At 69.4% G+C, this 16,496-nt stretch carries 15 protein-coding genes; 10 read left to right on the top strand and 5 right to left on the bottom strand.

What is annotated here, in order from left to right; translation table 11 throughout:
• The first annotated feature begins 230 nt into the window (after nucleotides 1–230).
• Complete coding sequence (locus ACRWNM_RS13950; protein ID WP_431967334.1) at nucleotides 231–1,616, top strand: amidase; 1,386 nt, start codon at nucleotides 231–233, stop codon at nucleotides 1,614–1,616.
• A 17-nt stretch (nucleotides 1,617–1,633) separates the two neighbouring features.
• On the opposite strand, the gene ACRWNM_RS13945 is transcribed toward ACRWNM_RS13950, so the two are convergent.
• The 3 genes from ACRWNM_RS13945 to ACRWNM_RS13935 form a co-directional block, all read right to left on the bottom strand.
• Nucleotides 1,634–2,518 (bottom strand): LysR family transcriptional regulator, encoded by an 885-nt coding sequence (locus ACRWNM_RS13945; RefSeq protein WP_431967332.1) that lies wholly within the window; start codon nucleotides 2,516–2,518, stop codon nucleotides 1,634–1,636.
• A gap of 470 nt (nucleotides 2,519–2,988) precedes the next feature.
• Nucleotides 2,989–3,822, bottom strand: a complete 834-nt coding sequence (locus tag ACRWNM_RS13940) for an SDR family oxidoreductase (RefSeq protein WP_431967330.1) — start codon at nucleotides 3,820–3,822, stop codon at nucleotides 2,989–2,991.
• On the bottom strand, nucleotides 3,819–5,426 hold the full coding sequence (locus ACRWNM_RS13935; protein WP_431967328.1) for an aldehyde dehydrogenase family protein: 1,608 nt from the start codon (nucleotides 5,424–5,426) through the stop codon (nucleotides 3,819–3,821). The genes ACRWNM_RS13940 and ACRWNM_RS13935 overlap by 4 nt, the downstream gene beginning before the upstream one ends.
• Nucleotides 5,427–5,554: 128 nt before the next feature.
• Between ACRWNM_RS13935 and ACRWNM_RS13930 the strand changes: the two genes are divergently transcribed.
• Nucleotides 5,555–6,868 carry a PucR family transcriptional regulator gene (locus ACRWNM_RS13930; protein WP_431967326.1) on the top strand — a complete coding sequence of 438 codons (1,314 nt, stop codon included), beginning with the start codon at nucleotides 5,555–5,557 and terminating at the stop codon, nucleotides 6,866–6,868.
• A 7-nt stretch (nucleotides 6,869–6,875) separates the two neighbouring features.
• Here the strand turns inward: ACRWNM_RS13930 and ACRWNM_RS13925 are convergent, their stop codons facing one another.
• The gene (locus tag ACRWNM_RS13925; protein WP_431967324.1) at nucleotides 6,876–7,124 is read right to left on the bottom strand and encodes a DUF2277 domain-containing protein; all 249 of its coding nucleotides are present in this window, start codon (nucleotides 7,122–7,124) and stop codon (nucleotides 6,876–6,878) included.
• Nucleotides 7,125–7,277: 153 nt separating this feature from the next.
• On the opposite strand from ACRWNM_RS13925, the gene ACRWNM_RS13920 reads away from it, so the two are divergent.
• Nucleotides 7,278–8,114 (top strand): DUF1266 domain-containing protein, encoded by an 837-nt coding sequence (locus ACRWNM_RS13920; RefSeq protein ID WP_431967322.1) that lies wholly within the window; start codon nucleotides 7,278–7,280, stop codon nucleotides 8,112–8,114.
• An 81-nt stretch (nucleotides 8,115–8,195) separates the two neighbouring features.
• Here ACRWNM_RS13920 and ACRWNM_RS13915 read toward each other — a convergent pair whose 3' ends face one another.
• The gene (locus ACRWNM_RS13915) at nucleotides 8,196–9,152 is read right to left on the bottom strand and encodes a hypothetical protein (protein WP_431967320.1); all 957 of its coding nucleotides are present in this window, start codon (nucleotides 9,150–9,152) and stop codon (nucleotides 8,196–8,198) included.
• 591 nt (nucleotides 9,153–9,743) lie between these two features.
• Between ACRWNM_RS13915 and ftsH the strand changes: the two genes are divergently transcribed.
• The 7 genes from ftsH (at nucleotide 9,744) to ACRWNM_RS13880 (ending at nucleotide 16,429) form a co-directional block, all read left to right on the top strand.
• A complete protein-coding gene (ftsH, locus tag ACRWNM_RS13910; RefSeq protein ID WP_431967318.1) occupies nucleotides 9,744–12,155 on the top strand; it encodes an ATP-dependent zinc metalloprotease FtsH in 2,412 nt (803 codons plus the stop codon).
• A gap of 149 nt (nucleotides 12,156–12,304) precedes the next feature.
• Nucleotides 12,305–12,913 (top strand): GTP cyclohydrolase I FolE, encoded by a 609-nt coding sequence (gene folE, locus ACRWNM_RS13905; RefSeq protein WP_431967449.1) that lies wholly within the window; start codon nucleotides 12,305–12,307, stop codon nucleotides 12,911–12,913.
• Between the two features lie 62 nt (nucleotides 12,914–12,975).
• Nucleotides 12,976–13,803, top strand: coding sequence for a dihydropteroate synthase (folP, locus tag ACRWNM_RS13900; RefSeq protein ID WP_431967447.1), 828 nt, complete (start codon nucleotides 12,976–12,978; stop codon nucleotides 13,801–13,803).
• Complete coding sequence (gene folB / locus ACRWNM_RS13895) at nucleotides 13,800–14,237, top strand: dihydroneopterin aldolase (protein ID WP_431967316.1); 438 nt, start codon at nucleotides 13,800–13,802, stop codon at nucleotides 14,235–14,237. Before folP ends, folB begins: the two co-directional genes overlap by 4 nt.
• Nucleotides 14,234–14,782, top strand: a complete 549-nt coding sequence (gene folK / locus ACRWNM_RS13890; protein ID WP_431967314.1) for a 2-amino-4-hydroxy-6-hydroxymethyldihydropteridine diphosphokinase — start codon at nucleotides 14,234–14,236, stop codon at nucleotides 14,780–14,782. Before folB ends, folK begins: the two co-directional genes overlap by 4 nt.
• Nucleotides 14,779–15,255, top strand: a complete 477-nt coding sequence (locus ACRWNM_RS13885) for a DUF3180 domain-containing protein (protein ID WP_431967312.1) — start codon at nucleotides 14,779–14,781, stop codon at nucleotides 15,253–15,255. Before folK ends, ACRWNM_RS13885 begins: the two co-directional genes overlap by 4 nt.
• A 178-nt stretch (nucleotides 15,256–15,433) precedes the next feature.
• Nucleotides 15,434–16,429 (top strand): DUF6779 domain-containing protein, encoded by a 996-nt coding sequence (locus ACRWNM_RS13880; protein WP_431967310.1) that lies wholly within the window; start codon nucleotides 15,434–15,436, stop codon nucleotides 16,427–16,429.
• Nucleotides 16,430–16,496 lie beyond the last annotated feature (67 nt).

Raw genomic sequence — 16,496 nt, 5'->3', positions numbered from 1 at the left:
ACTGTCGATCGCTGGGTGTACCGGATAAAATCCGCCACACCCGACGTCATCGTCCCCCGAGCGGTATCGGGAATGATAACTTGCGCCACAACAGCGGATCACCCGATTTCGACGACGATGCGACGGGGGCGAATCAGCACATGCACAACAAGGCTACGGCGGTAGCGGAGGGCTTGGCTGCAATCACCGAAACCGCTAGTACGGAAAAACCGTCCGCCCAGGAGGTACGCATGGGCGAGAGCGAGCCAGGGGGGCCGCATTCCGGCGGGGAAGCAGAGGCGCCGCGGGGGCCTGCGGCGGTCATCGCCGCGGCTGTGCGGGAGGGCTCGCTGAGGCCCACCGAGGTCGTCGACGCGGCTATCGAGCTCATCACCACCGAGGACGCGACAACGGGCGCGTTCAGCGTGGTGCGCGCCAAGCGCGCCGTCGCCGAGGCCATCGCGCTGGAGCAGCGCGAGGATCTGGACGTGCTGCCGCTGGCGGGCGTGCCGGTGGCGATCAAGCACAACATCCCGGTGACGGGCGAAACGGTGCTGTGCGGTTCGGCCGCGACCGACACCGGCGAGGCCACGGCCGACCACCCGGTGGTGCGCAGGCTGCGCGACGCGGGCGCCGTCGTCGTCGGACTCACCACGACCCCGGAGCTCGGGCTCTGGGCGACCACCGACGACCAGCACCGGACCGCCAGGAATCCGTGGGACATCACGCGCAGCACGGGTGGGTCCTCGGGCGGCGCGGCCGCGGCGGTCGCGGCGGGATTCGTTCCGGTGGCGCACGGCAACGACGGCCTCGGCTCGGTGCGCATCCCCGCGGCCAGCTGTGGCGTCTACGGAATCAAGCCGGGCAGGCACACCGTGCCCGCGGAGGTCGGCGTCGACTCGTGGGCCGGCATGGTGGAGAACGGCGTGCTCGCGACGACCGTCGGCGACGCCGCGCTCGCGCTATCGGTCATGGCCGCCCGTCCGGACCTAGCCGACCTGGAACCGCCCGGCCGACTACGCATCGCGCTGGTCGTCACACCGCCCTCCCGGCTGGCCCGCGTCGACCCGCACTGGGCCGCCGCCGCGCGCAAAGCCGCGGCCGTCGCAGCGGCCGCGGGACACCGGGTGGAGACGACCGCGCTGCCCTACGGCGACGCCGTACTCGCACTGCTGCTCCGCTGGCTGACGGTGGCGCTGCCCGAGGCCGCCACCCTCGCCCATCCCGAACGTCTGCAATCGCGCACCCGCCGTCATCTGGCGATCGGCCGCTTCGTCCAGCGGCTCGGGCTGGTGCGGGCCGCCCAGGTCGACCGCATCGAAGCCCGGCTGCTCGAATTCTTCGAAGACTACGACGTGGTGATCACTCCCACGCTGGCCACCGCGCCCCCGCGGGCGCGCGCCTGGCACCGCAGAGGCTGGCTCGCCAATGTGCTCACCGGCTTCCGCTTCTCGCCGTTCACGCCGATCTGGAATCTGGTCGGCTGGCCCGCCGCCTCCGTGCCGATGGGCATGCACCCCTACTCCGGCACGCCGGTCGCCGCCCAGCTGGCCGGTCCGCCCGGCAGCGAAGCCACCGTGCTGCGCCTTTCCGCCCAACTCGAACTGCTGCACCCCTGGCGGCGCACCGTGCGCTGACGGTGCGCCGGGAAACGTCAGCTGGCCAGTGGCTGCTGGGTGGAGAAGCCACCCTCGACGGCGCGCGCCGCGAATTCCAGGATGGTCGGACGAGCGTCGTCGGCCCGCCACGCGACCGCGAGCTCGCACGGGGCGAGTCCGATCAGCGGCCGCGCGGTGAGGCCCGGCCAGCGGTACATCGGCACGTTGTTCTCGGCGAGCAGGCAGACACCGAGACCGAGGCTCACGGCCTCCAGCTTGTCCTCGGGCGTGGCCGCCTCGGCGCCGATCTTGGGCTGGCGGCCGTTGCGCGCGTCGTTGCCCAGCCAGAAGTCGCGCACCGCGCCCGCCTCGGAGGGCAGCGCGATGAACGGCTCGTCGAGCAGGTCGGCGAAGTCGATGGCCTCCTGATCGGCCAGCGGGTGGTTCTCCGGTAGCAGCACCCAGCGCGGCTCGGTGCGCAGGACTTCCCAGCGGTACCGGTTCGGGTCCGGCAGCGGCAGCCAGACCAGGGCCAGGTCGGCCTGCCGACCGGCCAGACCGCTGGACGGGTCGGTCCAGGAGGCGGCGTGCAGCGCCAGCCGGTGGCCGCTGGCGCTCTCCAGGTCGTTGAGGAGTCCGCGGCCGAGCGCGGACTGGATGCCGACGCGCAGCACCTCGCCCGCCTCTTGCAGGGAGACGTTGGTGACCTCCCAGAGTTCGAGGATCTTGCGGGCGCCTTCGAGCAATTCCTTGCCTGCGACGGTCAGCGCGACACTGCGCTGGTTGCGGTCGAACAGGACCACGTCGAGCTGGCGTTCCAGCTGACGGATCTGACGCGACAGAGTCGGTTGTGCGATATGCAGCCGCTGAGCGGCGTTGGTGAAATGAAGTTCCTCAGCGACGGCGACGAAATACCGCAGGTCGCGCAAATGCGGGTCCATAGCCCCTTGCTATCAGAATCAGTCCTCAATTTCCAGCCTTATCAGGCCGAAAAGTTTGGATACGGGTGCCGAAACAGTCGGCAGGTTTGTTAGGGACAGCATATTGCCTGACGTGGTCATCTGCACCATCGGCTCGGCGAATTTCCGGCACCCGCCTCGGCATTGGCGCCGCCCGCATACCTTGGTCGCTTGACCAGCGCTTATGTTACAGATCCGTGATCTGCGTTGTGGACGGCCCCGCGCGATCCGCTAACTCAGTCACCGAACAGAAACCAGTCGCTGACCGGGTGGATCTTGTTACGGCCGAAATGAGTGATATTGGTCACAATTTGACCGTATGGTTGCATAGAACGAGTGACGGCGGCTGCCACCAGCCACCCCGCCGGGTGCGACATCCGGCACACATGACGAAGGCGCTGTGATCGACGGCAAACCGTGATCACAGCGCCTTCCGACCCGCCCGGGTGGCTTTACACGCCCCGTGCTCGTTCCTCGTAGGCCTTGCGCTTGTCGGCGTCCACGTCGTCGAGGAACGCGCGACTCGAGCCCAGCGCCCGCGCGATACCGTCGCCGACGGCTTCCGGCAGCAGGCCGACGACCTGGGAGATGATCCCGGCCACCGCGGTGACCCTGACCTTGGACCGCGGCGTCTCGATCAGCCCGACGATCGCGTCGGCGATCTCCTCCGGCTCGGCGGGCCGCAGCAGCTTCGGCGCGGACACACCGGAGCCGAGCTCGGTGTTGGTCAGCGTCGGCAGCACCGAGGAGAAACGCACGCCCGTGTCGCGGTACTCCTCGCGGAGAGTGTCGGTGAAGCCGAGCACCGCGTGCTTGCTGGCGTTGTAGGTGGCCAGCCCGGGGATGTGCGTCTCGCCCGCGAGCGAGGCGACGTTGATGACGTGCCCGCTGCGGCGCGGCAGCATCCTGGCCAGCGCCAGCTTGGAGCCGAGGATCACCCCGTAGACGTTGATGTCCAGGATGCGGCGGGTGATCTGATCCGGCTCGTCGACCAGCTTGCCGGTCGGCATGATGCCCGCGTTGTTGATGAGCACGTCGATCGGGCCGAGGGTGCGCTCGACCTCGTCCAGGAACGACTCGAACGAGTTCGCGTCGGTGACGTCGAGCTTGCCGTACAGCTCGAAGCCGCGCGCGACGCCGGATTCCTTGACGGTGGTCTCGTCGACATCGCCGATCGCGATCTTGGCGCCGAGCGCCTGCAACGCGCTGGCGGTGGCCAGGCCGATGCCGCGAGCGCCGCCGGTGATGACGACGACTTTGCCTCGGATCTTCGCCGGGTCGGTCACTTGTTGTCTCCCTTGAGCTTCAGCAGTGCGGGGATGTCGATGCGGCGCAGGCCGCGCGCGCCCGCGGCACGCATGGCGCCCAGCGCGGTGAGCAGCTTGATGTTCTGGTACGGGTACCAGAACAGTTCCTTCTGCTGGGTGGGCAGGATCGGCTTGGTGATCGCCTGCTGGCGGCAGTACTTGCGCACGCCGTTGGCACCGCCCCAGCGCGCGCCGACGCCGGACAGCCCCCAGCCGCCCATCGGCAGCGCGTAGCTGAACAGGTTGGCGAAGACGTCGTTGATGTTCACCGCGCCCGCGTTCAGCTGGCGGGCGATGCGCTCGCCGCGCTCCTTGTCACCGGTCCACACCGAGGCCGACAGGCCGTAGACGGAATCGTTGGCCAGCCGGATCGCCTCGGCCTCGTCGGCGACCTTCATCACCGGCAGCGTCGGGCCGAACGTCTCCTCGGCCACGCACGACATGCTGTGATCCACGTCGACGAGCACCGTCGGCTCGAAGAAGGTGCCCTGGCCGGTGCGCTTGCCGCCGGTGAGCACCTTCGCGCCCGCCGCGACCGCCTCATCGACGTGGCGCTGCACGATGTTCACCTGGTTCTCGTTGGCCAGCGCGCCCACGTCGTGCTTCAGCTCGCGACCGTCGATGCCCTGGCGCAGCGCCTGCACATTGGCGGTCAGCTTGGCGACGAACTCGTCGTAGACGGGCGCTTCGACGTAGACGCGCTCGACCGAGATGCACACCTGACCCGCGTTGAACATGCCGCCGAAGGCGATGCCGTGCGCCGCGCGATCGAGGTCCGCGTCGGCGAGCACGATGGCCGGATCCTTGCCGCCGAGTTCGAGGCTGTACGGAATCATCCGCTCCACACACGCCGCCGCGATCTTGCGGCCGGTAGCGGTGGAGCCGGTGAACTGGAGGTAATCGGCATTGCCGACCACGGCGGCTCCGGTCTCGCCCGCGCCGGTGACCACGGTGAACACCGGCGGCGCGCCGATCTCCGCCCAGCCCCTTGCCAATTCGAGCGCGGACAGCGGGGTGACCTCGGACGGCTTGAGGATCACCGCGGCGCCCGCGGCGAGCGCCGGGATCACATCCATCACCGGCATGGCCAGCGGGAAGTTCCACGGGGTGATGACGCCGACCACCGGGTACGGCCGGTAGGCGGTGGTGAGCTTCTTGACGCGGGCCAGCGGACTGTGCGGCGACGGGTGGTCGTCGGCGAGGAACTTGCCTGCGCGGCGCGCGTAGTAGCCGATCAGGTCGGCGCCGAAGGACGGATCGATGAGGGCGTCGGCGCGCGGCTTGGAGGTCTCGGACTGGAGCACGTCGGCGAGATGCTCGGTGTTGTCGATCAGCCAGTCCTGGAGTTTCAGCAGCCATTCCTTGCGGCCCTCGGCGCCGATGGCCTCCCACTCCGGCTGGTAGAGCCGCAGTTCGCGCACCTTCGCCGCGACCTCGTCGGCGCTCTGCGCGGGTACCGTGCCGACGATCTGGCCGGTGCCGGGATTGCGTACCTCGATGACGGCGGGCGCGTCCTTCTTCGCGACAGGTTTGCGCGCGGACGCCTTCTTCGCCGTGCTCGGCGAGGACTCGGTGTTGGTCACTGCTGTCTCCCACTGACGTTGTGTGCGCCCAGTCGCTCGGCGCTGTGAACCAGCTCACTGAACTATGATCGTGACACAATGGTGAGCGAGTTTCTTGGCCCATCTTGTCAAGCGGAACGGGTCGAATTGTGTCGAAAGTACAAAATGTCGAAGGTGCGTCCGGCGCTTCGGGACCGGGCGTTCGCGTCGGGCCGAACAGCGCGGTGGTGCGCGACTGGCTGGCCGACTACGTCTACGAGACGATGCGGACCGACACGCTCGATCAGGTCGTCGACCGGCTCGACGGCGCGATCGTCGCGCGGGTGCCGGAACTGGCCGATCGCGACATGAGCCGCGACCTCGCCGCGAGCACGAGGGCGCACGCCAGGACCATGCTGAGCGGGTTGACCAGCGACACATTCGAATTCGCGTTACCCGAGGAAGCGCACGCCTTCGCGCGCACCATCGCCCGCCGCGGCTTCGACCTGCGACTGCTGCTGCGCACCTACCACGCGGGCATGGAGGCGGTGCTCGACTACATGACCGACGCCGTCGAGCAGCGCGACGTACCGCAGGAGATCGAGCGCGCCGTCATGCTGCGGCTGTTCGACCGGTCGACCAAATGGGTCAGCATGTCGGTGGAACTGCTCACCGACACCTATATGGAGGAGCGTGAGCGGGTGCTGCGCGCGGCGCTGAACCGGCGCACCGAGACCGTGCACGCGCTGCTGTCCGGGGAGGACATCGACGCCGACCAGGCCTCGATCCGGCTCGGTTACCGGCTCGGCAGGCAGCATCTCGCTTTCGTGCTGTGGACCGACGAATCCGAACCCGGCGGTGACGGGGAGTCGACCGGGCTGCTCGACCGCGCAGCCGCGCGGGTGGCCGCCGAACTCGGCAGCGCGCTACTGCTCACCGTGCCCTCCGGGGCCAGCGGGATGTGGGCGTGGGCCGGTCTCGACGACGCGGCGCACGCCTCCGATCTCGCCGCTCCCGGCAGGCTCGAGAAGCTCCTCGCCGCCCACGTGTCCGCGCCGGTGCGGATCGCTGTCGGGGTGCCCGCCGCGCGGGCGGAGGGTTTCCGCTCCAGCCATCGGGAAGCGGTCGCGGCGCGGCACGTCGCGGAGCTGGCCCCCGGTGACGGGACGCGCGTCACCGCCTACCGCGATGTCGAGATCGCCTATCTCGCCGGAGCGGACGAGGCCGCCATGCGCGGCCTGATCCACCGCGAGCTGCGCGAGCTCGCCGGCTCCGACGCCAACGCGGTCCGGTTGCGCCGGACCCTGCACGCCTACCTCGCCAGTCATCGCAGCCCGGAGGCCACGGCGAAACTGCTCGGGGTACACAAGAACACCGTCCGCTACCGAATCCAGCGGATCGAGGAACTGCTCGGCCATCCGATCGAGCAGCGCAGCCTGCCGTTGGAGGTCGCGCTCGCCTGCGTGGAGGCCTACGGGGTCTAGGCCCTGTCTAGTCCAGCTCGGATCGCCGCACCGCCGGTTCGGTGGACGGCGCGATTGTGGTGTCCGGCAGCTCCGCGAGCAGCGTCGTTGTCGCCGCGGCGATGGTCGCCACCGCTTTGTCCACGGCCGCTTTGGTCGTGCTGCTGAGGCCGGAAACCCCACCGACCTTGCGCACGTACTGCAGTGCGGCAGCGTAGATTTCCTGCTCGGTAGCGGCAGGTTCCAGGCCACGCAGGACGGTGATGCTCTTACACATGCGTGCACAGTAGCCCTCTGTCCGCCGATGCGTCAGGGCAAGAAACAGGCGCGTCGAAATTCTCTCGCGAAGTTGGGGACATCGCTCGCGAAGATGCGGACGCGTCGGCGATAAGCACAGCCCAGAGCGGATCCATGGGGAACAATCGGAGGCATGCCACCCCGCGGTATACCCACGTTGACGACCTTCCCGTACGAAGAGCTCGACAAGCGGGAAGAGGACCACTGGTCCGGTGCCGCGATATCCGACGACGAGCTGCGCGCCCTCTCGCTCGGCGGTTTCTACTCCGCCCGCTGGGACGCCTTCCACGACGCCCTGCTGCTCGGTCCCGAACGGGAGCATCCGCTCGGTGATCGCAGGGAGCTGGCCATCGACACCCTCACCGGCGCCTGGGGCATCACCGACGGCACCGAGGCGCAGGCGTCGATGGAGCAGTTGCTGGACGGTATGCACGCTCCCCTTTACGCGATGGTGCATCCGCTCGTCATGGCGTCGATCAACGCCAGCGAACGCGACCGCTTCGGCGAACGCGCCGACCGGCATCGCGCGTTCCTGCGCCAGGTCGGCTCGTTCCGCGGCATGGACAACCCCGAGGCGCTGGTCCGCGACTACGACATCTGGTCCCAGGCCATCAAGATCGGCTTCACCGACCACCTGGCTCGCCCGCTGCCCACCGACATCCACGCCTGGGATCTGGCTCGCGTCGTCGCGGTCGCGCGCATGGCGTTCACGGCGGGCTATCTGGAAGCCGACGTGGCCTGGGGATACCTCATGCGCGCACTGCCGCTGGCGCAGCGCAAATACCGCAACTGGCGCCAGTTCGGCGACGCCTATCTCGCCGGCTGGACCTACTGGCAGGCCTGCGAGGACCTGGCCGAACTCAAGAACGGCGGCGTGGACCGGCGCATGGAACTGCTTCGGCTGTGGACCCGCCCGACCAGCCCCTGGCGCCGCATCGCGCTGAACGACAAGGGGCCGGACCAGGCGTGAGCGAACGTAGTGAGCGAACCATGTGCCAGCGCGCTCCGCGCATGCCTGAGCCGAGCGTCAGCGAGGCGCAGGCATGAGCGGTCAGGGAGTCGCTACGGAGTCCGGGAGGGAACGCAGGATTCCGCGGCCGTAGCGCTGGAACTGCCCGTCGTCGACCATGCCGAGCGAATGCCGCTCGACGAGCAGTTCCCATTCCGAATACAGCTGCGCCACACCGGGATCGGCGGGCCCGGCCGCGCCGTCGGCGGAGTCGCGGCGGACCGCGAAGTTCACCGCGCACGTCACCCGCTCGGTGTCGGCGCGGTCAGTGCCGGTGAAGTGCATGGTGAGGTTGCCGTCGTGCACCTCGACGCCGGTCTCGCCGCGTGCCGCGCCGATCTCGCCCGGCGCAACGGGCGCGCCCTCGGTGGACCTGGCCCACAGCACCGCCGGGATGGGCAGCTCGTGCGCGTAGCGGTCGCCCGGACCGATCGAGATGAACAGCAGGCGTCCTGTGGTCACGGCGAGCAGGCCGGGACCGGTGCCGACAGGCGGGTGCGCCACGGTGACCGCGGTCTCCAGTACGTACTCGTCGGCCGTGACGTAGCGATGCAGCGCCGCGATCGCGGGCTTGGCCTCCCGCCGCGGCGCCATCCTGCGCACCGCGCGATCCACGTCCGCGCGGGTCGGCCCGGTCTTGGTCCAGGTCGGCGCGGGCGGGCTCAGGTCGGGCGCCGCCACGTCGATGCGCTGGGCGGCCATGATCTGGTCGTTGATCCGCTCCACGATCTCGGCCGCCGCGGGCACGTCGTGCTCGGCGATCAGTACGGGAAGCGGCGTGCGGTCGGCGGGTACGCCCGTGAGCACCGGCGTCGGATAGCGCAGATAGATCTCGATGACGACGGCATCGTCCGCGCGTCGGCTGAGTCGTACCTTGAGCAGGTCGGTGACCGGCACGTCCAAGACGCGCTCGCCCTCGCTGCCCGGTCGCAGAACGATCAGCCGTCCGCGGCCGTGGCGCACTATCGCTGTGGGTGTCCGTAGCTCGACTATGTCCATACCCCCTGCGCTCTTGTCCGAGGTGCGGTGTTCCCGGGGCTCTTCGTCGTGATGCGAGCCGTCACGTCCCTGTGTCGCTCGCGCGCCGCTGTCGTCTCTGTTCCGCGGCGCCGCGTGCCCATCGTTCACACCGCTGTCTGGTATTGCGTGCGGTTGTATTGCGCGGTCTTCCCGAGGCCCTTCGGGGTCGTACACAAGCTGCCGCCTTCGTGCCCATCGTTCACGCCGCTGTGTTGTTTCGCGCGGCGCTCCCGGGGCCTTTTGGGGTCCGCCTCTGTGCCCGTCGGTCGCGCCGCGATGTTGTGTCGTCGCTCACGATAGGCCGAACATGCCATGATTGTGACCACTCGAGGTAAACCGGAGCGAGGAATCGGGAACCACCGTCGTCCTCCGACCGTTTACCTGTCGAACTGCACCAACTGCCGAACTGCGCGATGTATCGAGTAGACCGTACGCGGTAACGTGGCTTGTCCGCATCCGAACCCTCCCGGAATCGGGTAGGACCGGGCGGAATGCACCACGACGCGCCCGACGTTTCGCTAGGCAGAACCCGGAGACACCGGAAAGGACTGGCCGCCCGGCCTACGCTCTATGAACCGCAAGACAGTGTTCCGCACCCTGGCCATAGTCTCGGGCATCTTGCTCGTGATCTATGCGTTCAGCTACTTCGGCAATGACACGCGCGGCTGGAAGAGCGTCGATACCTCCGTTGCGTTGAGCCAGCTGGACGACAAGGGCAACGTCAAGAACGTCCAGATCGACGACCGCGAACAGCAGCTGCGCATCGAGCTGAACAACGGCAACGACGCGACCGGCGGCCAGAACAAGATCATCGCGAAGTACCCGGGCGGCGGTGAGACCTCGGCGCAGATCTTCGACGCCGTGCAGAAGTCCGGCGCGCCCTACAACACCGAGGTCAAGCAGGAGAGCTGGTTCACCCAGATCCTGCTGTTCGTGCTGCCGATGGTGATCCTGCTCGGCCTGTTCATCTTCGTGATGGCCCGCATGCAGGGCGGCGGCCGCGGCGGCATGATGGGCTTCGGCAAATCCAAGGCCAAGCAGCTGTCCAAGGACATGCCCAAGACCACGTTCGCCGACGTGGCGGGCGCCGACGAGGCCGTCGAAGAGCTCTACGAGATCAAGGACTTCCTGCAGAACCCCGTGCGCTACCAGGCGCTGGGCGCGAAGATTCCCAAGGGCGTTCTGCTCTACGGCCCGCCCGGCACCGGTAAGACGCTGCTCGCGCGCGCCGTCGCGGGCGAGGCGGGTGTGCCCTTCTTCACCATCTCCGGTTCGGACTTCGTCGAGATGTTCGTCGGTGTCGGCGCCTCCCGCGTGCGCGACCTGTTCGAGCAGGCCAAGCAGAACAGCCCGTGCATCATTTTCGTCGACGAGATCGACGCGGTCGGCCGCCAGCGCGGCGCCGGCCTCGGCGGTGGTCACGATGAGCGCGAGCAGACGCTGAACCAGCTGCTCGTCGAGATGGACGGCTTCGGCGACCGCACCGGCATCATCCTGATCGCCGCGACCAACCGCCCCGACATCCTCGACCCCGCGCTGCTGCGCCCCGGCCGCTTCGACCGGCAGATCCCGGTAAGCAACCCCGACCTGGCCGGTCGCCGCGCGATCCTGCGGGTGCACTCGCAGGGCAAGCCGATCTCCACCGAGGCCGACCTGGACGGCCTGGCCAAGCGGACCGTCGGCATGTCCGGCGCCGATCTGGCCAACGTCATCAACGAGGCCGCGCTGCTCACCGCACGCGAGAACGGCGCGGTCATCACCGGTGAGTCGCTGGAGGAATCCGTCGACCGCGTGATCGGCGGCCCGCGCCGCAAGAGCCGCATCATCAGCGAGCACGAGAAGAAGATCACCGCCTACCACGAGGGCGGCCACACCCTGGCGGCCTGGGCGATGCCCGACATCGAGCCGGTCTACAAGGTCACCATCCTGGCCCGCGGCCGCACCGGCGGCCACGCCATGACGGTGCCCGAGGACGACAAGGGCCTGATGACCCGCTCGGAGATGATCGCCCGCCTGGTCATGGCGATGGGCGGCCGCGCGGCCGAGGAACTGGTGTTCCACGAGCCGACCACCGGCGCGTCCTCCGATATCGACCAGGCCACCAAGATCGCCCGCGCGATGGTCACCGAGTACGGCATGAGCGCGCGCCTGGGCGCCGTCCGCTACGGCCAGGAGCAGGGCGACCCGTTCCTCGGCCGGTCGATGGGCATGGGCTCGGACTACTCACACGAGGTCGCACGCGAGATCGACGAGGAGGTGCGCAACCTCATCGAGGCCGCGCACACCGAGGCGTGGGCGATCCTGAACGAGTACCGCGACGTGCTCGACGACCTGGCCACCGCTCTGCTGGAGCGCGAGACCCTGCACCGCAAGGATCTCGAGGAGGTCCTCGCCGCGGTGGAGAAGCGCCCGAGGATCACCGCGTTCAACGACTTCGGCGAGCGCGTCCCCTCGGACAAGCCGCCGGTGAAGACGCCGGGCGAGATGGCCGCCGAACGCGGCGAGTCCTGGCCGCCGGAGCCGGTGCAGCCGTCGCTGGCCGCCGCCACTCAGCGGGAGGCCGTGCCCGCCAACGGTTATCCGCAGGACGGCGGCCGCCACCCCGAGCCGCAGTACGGCTACCCGGGCCAGCCCGCGTCCGGCGGCTACCCGGCGCCGCATGCGCCGACCCAGGCGTACCCGCGTCAGGGCGGCACGCACGGCTCGCGTCCGGACTACGGCGCTCCGGCCGGTTGGTCGGCCCCGGGCTGGCCGCCGCGGGAGGAATCGCAGCAGCCCGCCGGCCAGCCGGGTTACGGCGGCGGCTGGAGCGAGCCGGGCGAGTCCCGGCACGGCTACCAGCCGTGGAGCAACCCGCAGCAGGACGCTTCCGGCCAGGAGCGCGGTGGCTACGGCCACGACGGCTACGAGGAGCCGGGTCGTTCCAGCCAGCGCGGCGAGGGCGAGAACCATGAGTGGGATGGACCGAACGGACGGCGCTGAGCGGGCGCCGATTACGCTCGACCATCGGGGTGCCGAGTGATTGCCGGCGCCCGAGATTTTGGAGGTGTCCTCGATTGTCGGCCAACAACCAAGCCGTCGGCTCGGCGCTCAACGGTCGCGACGAGGTCGAGCGCTACGATTCCGCGCCTGTGCCGACCCGGTCCGAACTGGTCGCACTCGAGACGGGGCGGCCGTTCGACCAGGACCGGGCCGAAGCTGCCGTTCGGGAATTGCTGATCGCGATCGGTGAGGATCCGGACCGTCCCGGCCTGATCGAAACGCCCGCCCGCGTGGCGCGCGCCTACCGCGAGACCTTCGCCGGGCTCTACCAGGAGCCGGACGCGGTGCTGAACACCACGTTCGACGAGGGACACCAGGAGCTCGTGCTGGTGCGCGACATTCCGATGTACTCCACCTGCGAGCATCACCTGGTGTCCTTCCACGGCGTCGCCCACGTCGGGTACATCCCGGGCGAGCACGGCCGGGTCACCGGCCTGTCCAAACTGGCCAGGCTGGTCGACCTCTACGCCAAACGTCCGCAGGTGCAGGAGCGGCTGACCAGCCAGATCGCCGACGCCATCATGCGCAAGCTGGAGCCGCGCGGCGCGATCGTCGTGGTGGAGGCCGAGCACCTGTGCATGGCCATGCGCGGCATCCGCAAGCCGGGCGCGAGCACCACCACGTCGGCCGTGCGCGGCCTGCTGCAGACCAACGCCGCCTCGCGCGCCGAGGCACTCGAACTGATCCTGCGCCGGTGAGGGAGGCCGCGGTGTCCGGTCGCACGAACGTCATAGCGCGCGGCGGCCGCCGCTGCGTGGTGATGGGCGTCGTGAACGTCACCAGCGATTCGTTCTCCGACGGTGGGCGCTATCTCGATCGTGGCCTCGCGATCGAGCACGGCATCGAGCTGTACCGGGCGGGCGCCGACATCATCGACGTCGGCGGTGAGTCGACCAGGCCGGGCGCGGACCGCGTCGACCCGGAGACCGAGGCGGCCAGGGTCGCGCCGGTCATTCGCGGTCTGGTGGCGGCGGGCGTGCCGACCAGCGTGGACACCATGCGGGCGAGTGTGGCCGAGGCGGCGCTGAACGCGGGCGTCTCGGTGATCAACGACGTCTCCGGCGGTCGCGCCGATCCCGAGATGGTGAAAGTCGTTGCCGCCGCTGATGTTCCGTGGATCCTCATGCACTGGCGGGCGGGCGCGGACTACCGGCACACCGGCCCAGCGGATCACTACGACGACGTCGTGGCCGAGGTGCGCGCCGAGCTGACCGCGCAGGTCGAGCTGGCCGCCGCCGCGGGGGTCGACCCGTCGCGGCTGATCCTCGATCCCGGTCTCGGTTTCGCCAAGAACGCCGACCACAACTGGGCGCTGCTCGGCGCGCTGCCCGAATTCGTCGCCGACGGCCTGCCGATACTCATCGGCGCTTCACGCAAACGCTTCCTCGGCGCCCTGCTCGCCGACGCCGACGGCCCGCGGCCGCCGGACGGCAGGGAGGTCGCCACCGCCACGGTCTCGGCCCTGGCCGCTCTGCACGGCGCCTGGGGAGTTCGCGTGCACGACGTGCGCGCCTCGCTGGACGCGATCGCCGTCACCGACGCCTGGCAGCGTGCCGCCCGGCCGACCTCGCGAGGAGCCCTCGGATGAACCCGCCCACCGCACCGGTGACCCACGAGGGCCGACCGGGGGAGCATCGCGCTCTACCGTCCGGGCCGGACCGGATCGAGCTGCGCGGGTTGCGCGCGTTCGGACGCCACGGGGTCTTCGAGCACGAGCGCCGCGACGGCCAGGAGTTCGTGGTCGATCTCACCGTGTGGGTGGATTTCACGGCGGCCGCGGCCTCCGACGACCTGGCCGCCACGGTGGATTACGGCGCGCTGGCCGAGCGTGCGGTGCGGATCGTGCAGGGCACACCGCGCAATCTGATCGAGACGGTGGTCGCCGAGATCGCCGACGATGTGATGACCGATCCGCGCATCCGTGCGGTGGAGGCGGTGGTGCACAAGCCGTCGGCCCCCATCCCGCACACCTTCGCCGATGTTCGCGTGGTGACCGCACGCGTCCGCGAGGGCGCCGAATGAGTCGCGCCGTCCTGTCGATCGGCTCGAACATGGGGGATCGCCTCGCGCATCTGCGCAGTGTGGTCGACGGGCTCGCGGATCGCGTCGTCGCGGTGTCGCCGGTCTACTCGACCGCGCCGTGGGGCGGCGTCGACCAAGGCGATTTCCTCAATGCCGTAGTGCTGGTGGACGATCCGGAGCTGGACTGTCTCGGCTGGCTGCGCCGTGGACAGGAATTCGAGCGGGCCGCGCACCGGGTGCGCGAGGTGCGTTGGGGCGCACGCACTCTCGACGTGGACGTGGTGTGGTGCGCCGAGCCTGGTCCGTCGGGGCCGGTGCCGTGCGTCAGCGCCGATCCGGAGCTGACGCTGCCGCATCCGCAGGCGAACAACCGAGCCTTCGTGCTGATCCCGTGGCTGGACGTGGAACCCGAGGCGCGGCTGACCGTCGAGGGCGTGGACCGGCCGATCCGGGAATGGCTCGCCGCGCTCGCCGCCGACGAGCGCGCAGGCGTGCACCGGACCGAGCTGTCGCTGCACCGGACCGCGGGGGGAGCCGCGTCGTGAAACTCAAGCCGACCCGTGCGCTCGATCTCGGGGCCAACGTGCTGATCGCCGCGGTCGTCGCGTGGATCGCCACCAGGGTCGCCTACGCGAACTTCCCGCCGATCTCCGTCTACGCGGGCGCTTCGCTGTATCCGGTGGCCGCCATCGAGGTGGCGCTCGCCTTCGTCATCCGCGCCAGGGTCAACGACCAAGAGATCGGGGACGGTCGGCACCAGCTGCATCCGATCACCGTGGCGCGCGCCGTGGCGCTGGCGAAGGCGTCGCTACAGGTGGGTTCGATCGCGGCAGGCGTCTGGCTCGGTTTCCTGTGCTGGGTCTTCCCGCAGCGCGGCACCCTGCGCGCGGCCGCCGCCGATTCGCCCGGCGCGATCGTCGGCATGCTGGCAGGCATCGCGCTGGTGGCCGCCGCGCTGTGGCTCGAGTATTGCTGCCGGGCGCCCGACGAGCCGCCGGACGAACCGGCAACTACTTAGCGAATATTCCGAATGGAAGCGACAGACCAGTTTCTGGGCGTGGACCGCCAACCCCGCTACCCTGGCGTGCATGGTTTCACCCTCCCGTAGCAGCACTTCCCGTCCACGACGGGATCAAGCGGGAAAACTGTTCGTCGGCGCTGTGATACTGCTCGGTCTGATTGCCAGTGTTTTCCTGGTGTTCAGCAATAGCCTGCAGTTCATCAGGATCGGTCTGATCGCCGCCCTGTGGGCGGCCGCGATCGGCGCGCTGGCCGCCACCAAGTACCGCAAAGACGCCGATGTCGACAAGGCGAAGGTGCGTGATCTGCAGACGGTGTACGAACTGCAGCTCGAGCGCGAGATCACCGCGCGGCGTGAATACGAGCTCGGGGTCGAGACCAGGGTGCGCGAGGAAGTGGGCGCCGACGCGGCGGAGATGGCCGCGCTGCGGGCCGAGTTGACGGTGTTGCGGCAGAGTCTGCAACGCCTCTTCGACGGCGATCTGCCGATGGATCGCCCGGCACTGCGCGCCGATGCCACCCGAATCCAGGAGCTGACGAGCGGTTACGGCGATCCGGCGAACGATAGCTCCGCGAATGCCAACGGATGGGCCGGTCCGCACCAGCAGCACTCGCGCAGCGCGGTGACCCCGATCTTCGAACCCGGTCACCCGGCGCCCCCCGTCTTCGCAAGTCCCTTCGACGAGCCGGTCACCGCCGAGACCGCGGTCGTCTCGGTCGACGACTACCCGGAAGACGACTACTCCGAAGCCGATTACCCCGAAGGCGACTACCGCGACGACGAGTACGCCGACTACGAGGACGCCGGATACCCGAACGCCCAGTACCAGAACGGGTACCGGAACGACGCGACCGACCACCGCACCCACACTCCCGAGCAGGCGAGCGTCCCCGGCGGCTGGTCCGACGCCTTCACCGACCCGGTCGAGCGCCAGGAAGCGCCCGCCGAATCGTCCGTCCCGCCGCGCCTCCCCCCGATGGACGGCGACTCCGCCCCGCGCCCGACCATCGGACCACTACCCACCCCGCAGCCCGCACCCACCGTCGGCACCGCGAGTTCCCGCCGTCGCCGCCGCGTCGACCCCGACACCGACTCCGGCAACGCCTCCCGCCGCCTCTCGGTCGCGGAGATCATGGCCAACCTCCAGTCGGAACAGAACGGCCACGGCTGACAACCTTCACGACCGTTGGCAAGCGACACGAACGCTGCGCACGCCAGTCGCGAAACCTAGGAACAAA

The sequence above is a fragment of the Nocardia sp. bgisy134 genome, assembly GCF_965341865.1.
Lineage (GTDB): Bacteria > Actinomycetota > Actinomycetes > Mycobacteriales > Mycobacteriaceae > Nocardia.
The sequence above is the reverse complement of the archived record's forward strand: the minus strand, read 5'-3'. Positions and strand labels throughout refer to the sequence as shown.

Excerpts from the sequence above, each read along its gene's own strand:
- ACRWNM_RS13950 (WP_431967334.1), top strand. The coding sequence starts at position 231 with ATGGGCGAGAGCGAGCCAGGGGGGCCGCATTCCGGCGGGGAAGCAGAG.
- ACRWNM_RS13945 (WP_431967332.1), bottom strand. The coding sequence starts at position 2,518 with ATGGACCCGCATTTGCGCGACCTGCGGTATTTCGTCGCCGTCGCTGAG.
- ACRWNM_RS13925 (WP_431967324.1), bottom strand. The coding sequence starts at position 7,124 with ATGTGTAAGAGCATCACCGTCCTGCGTGGCCTGGAACCTGCCGCTACC.
- ACRWNM_RS13920 (WP_431967322.1), top strand. The coding sequence starts at position 7,278 with ATGCCACCCCGCGGTATACCCACGTTGACGACCTTCCCGTACGAAGAG.
- ACRWNM_RS13915 (WP_431967320.1), bottom strand. The coding sequence starts at position 9,152 with ATGGACATAGTCGAGCTACGGACACCCACAGCGATAGTGCGCCACGGC.
- ftsH (WP_431967318.1), top strand. The coding sequence starts at position 9,744 with ATGAACCGCAAGACAGTGTTCCGCACCCTGGCCATAGTCTCGGGCATC.
- folP (WP_431967447.1), top strand. The coding sequence starts at position 12,976 with ATGGGCGTCGTGAACGTCACCAGCGATTCGTTCTCCGACGGTGGGCGC.
- folB (WP_431967316.1), top strand. The coding sequence starts at position 13,800 with ATGAACCCGCCCACCGCACCGGTGACCCACGAGGGCCGACCGGGGGAG.
- folK (WP_431967314.1), top strand. The coding sequence starts at position 14,234 with ATGAGTCGCGCCGTCCTGTCGATCGGCTCGAACATGGGGGATCGCCTC.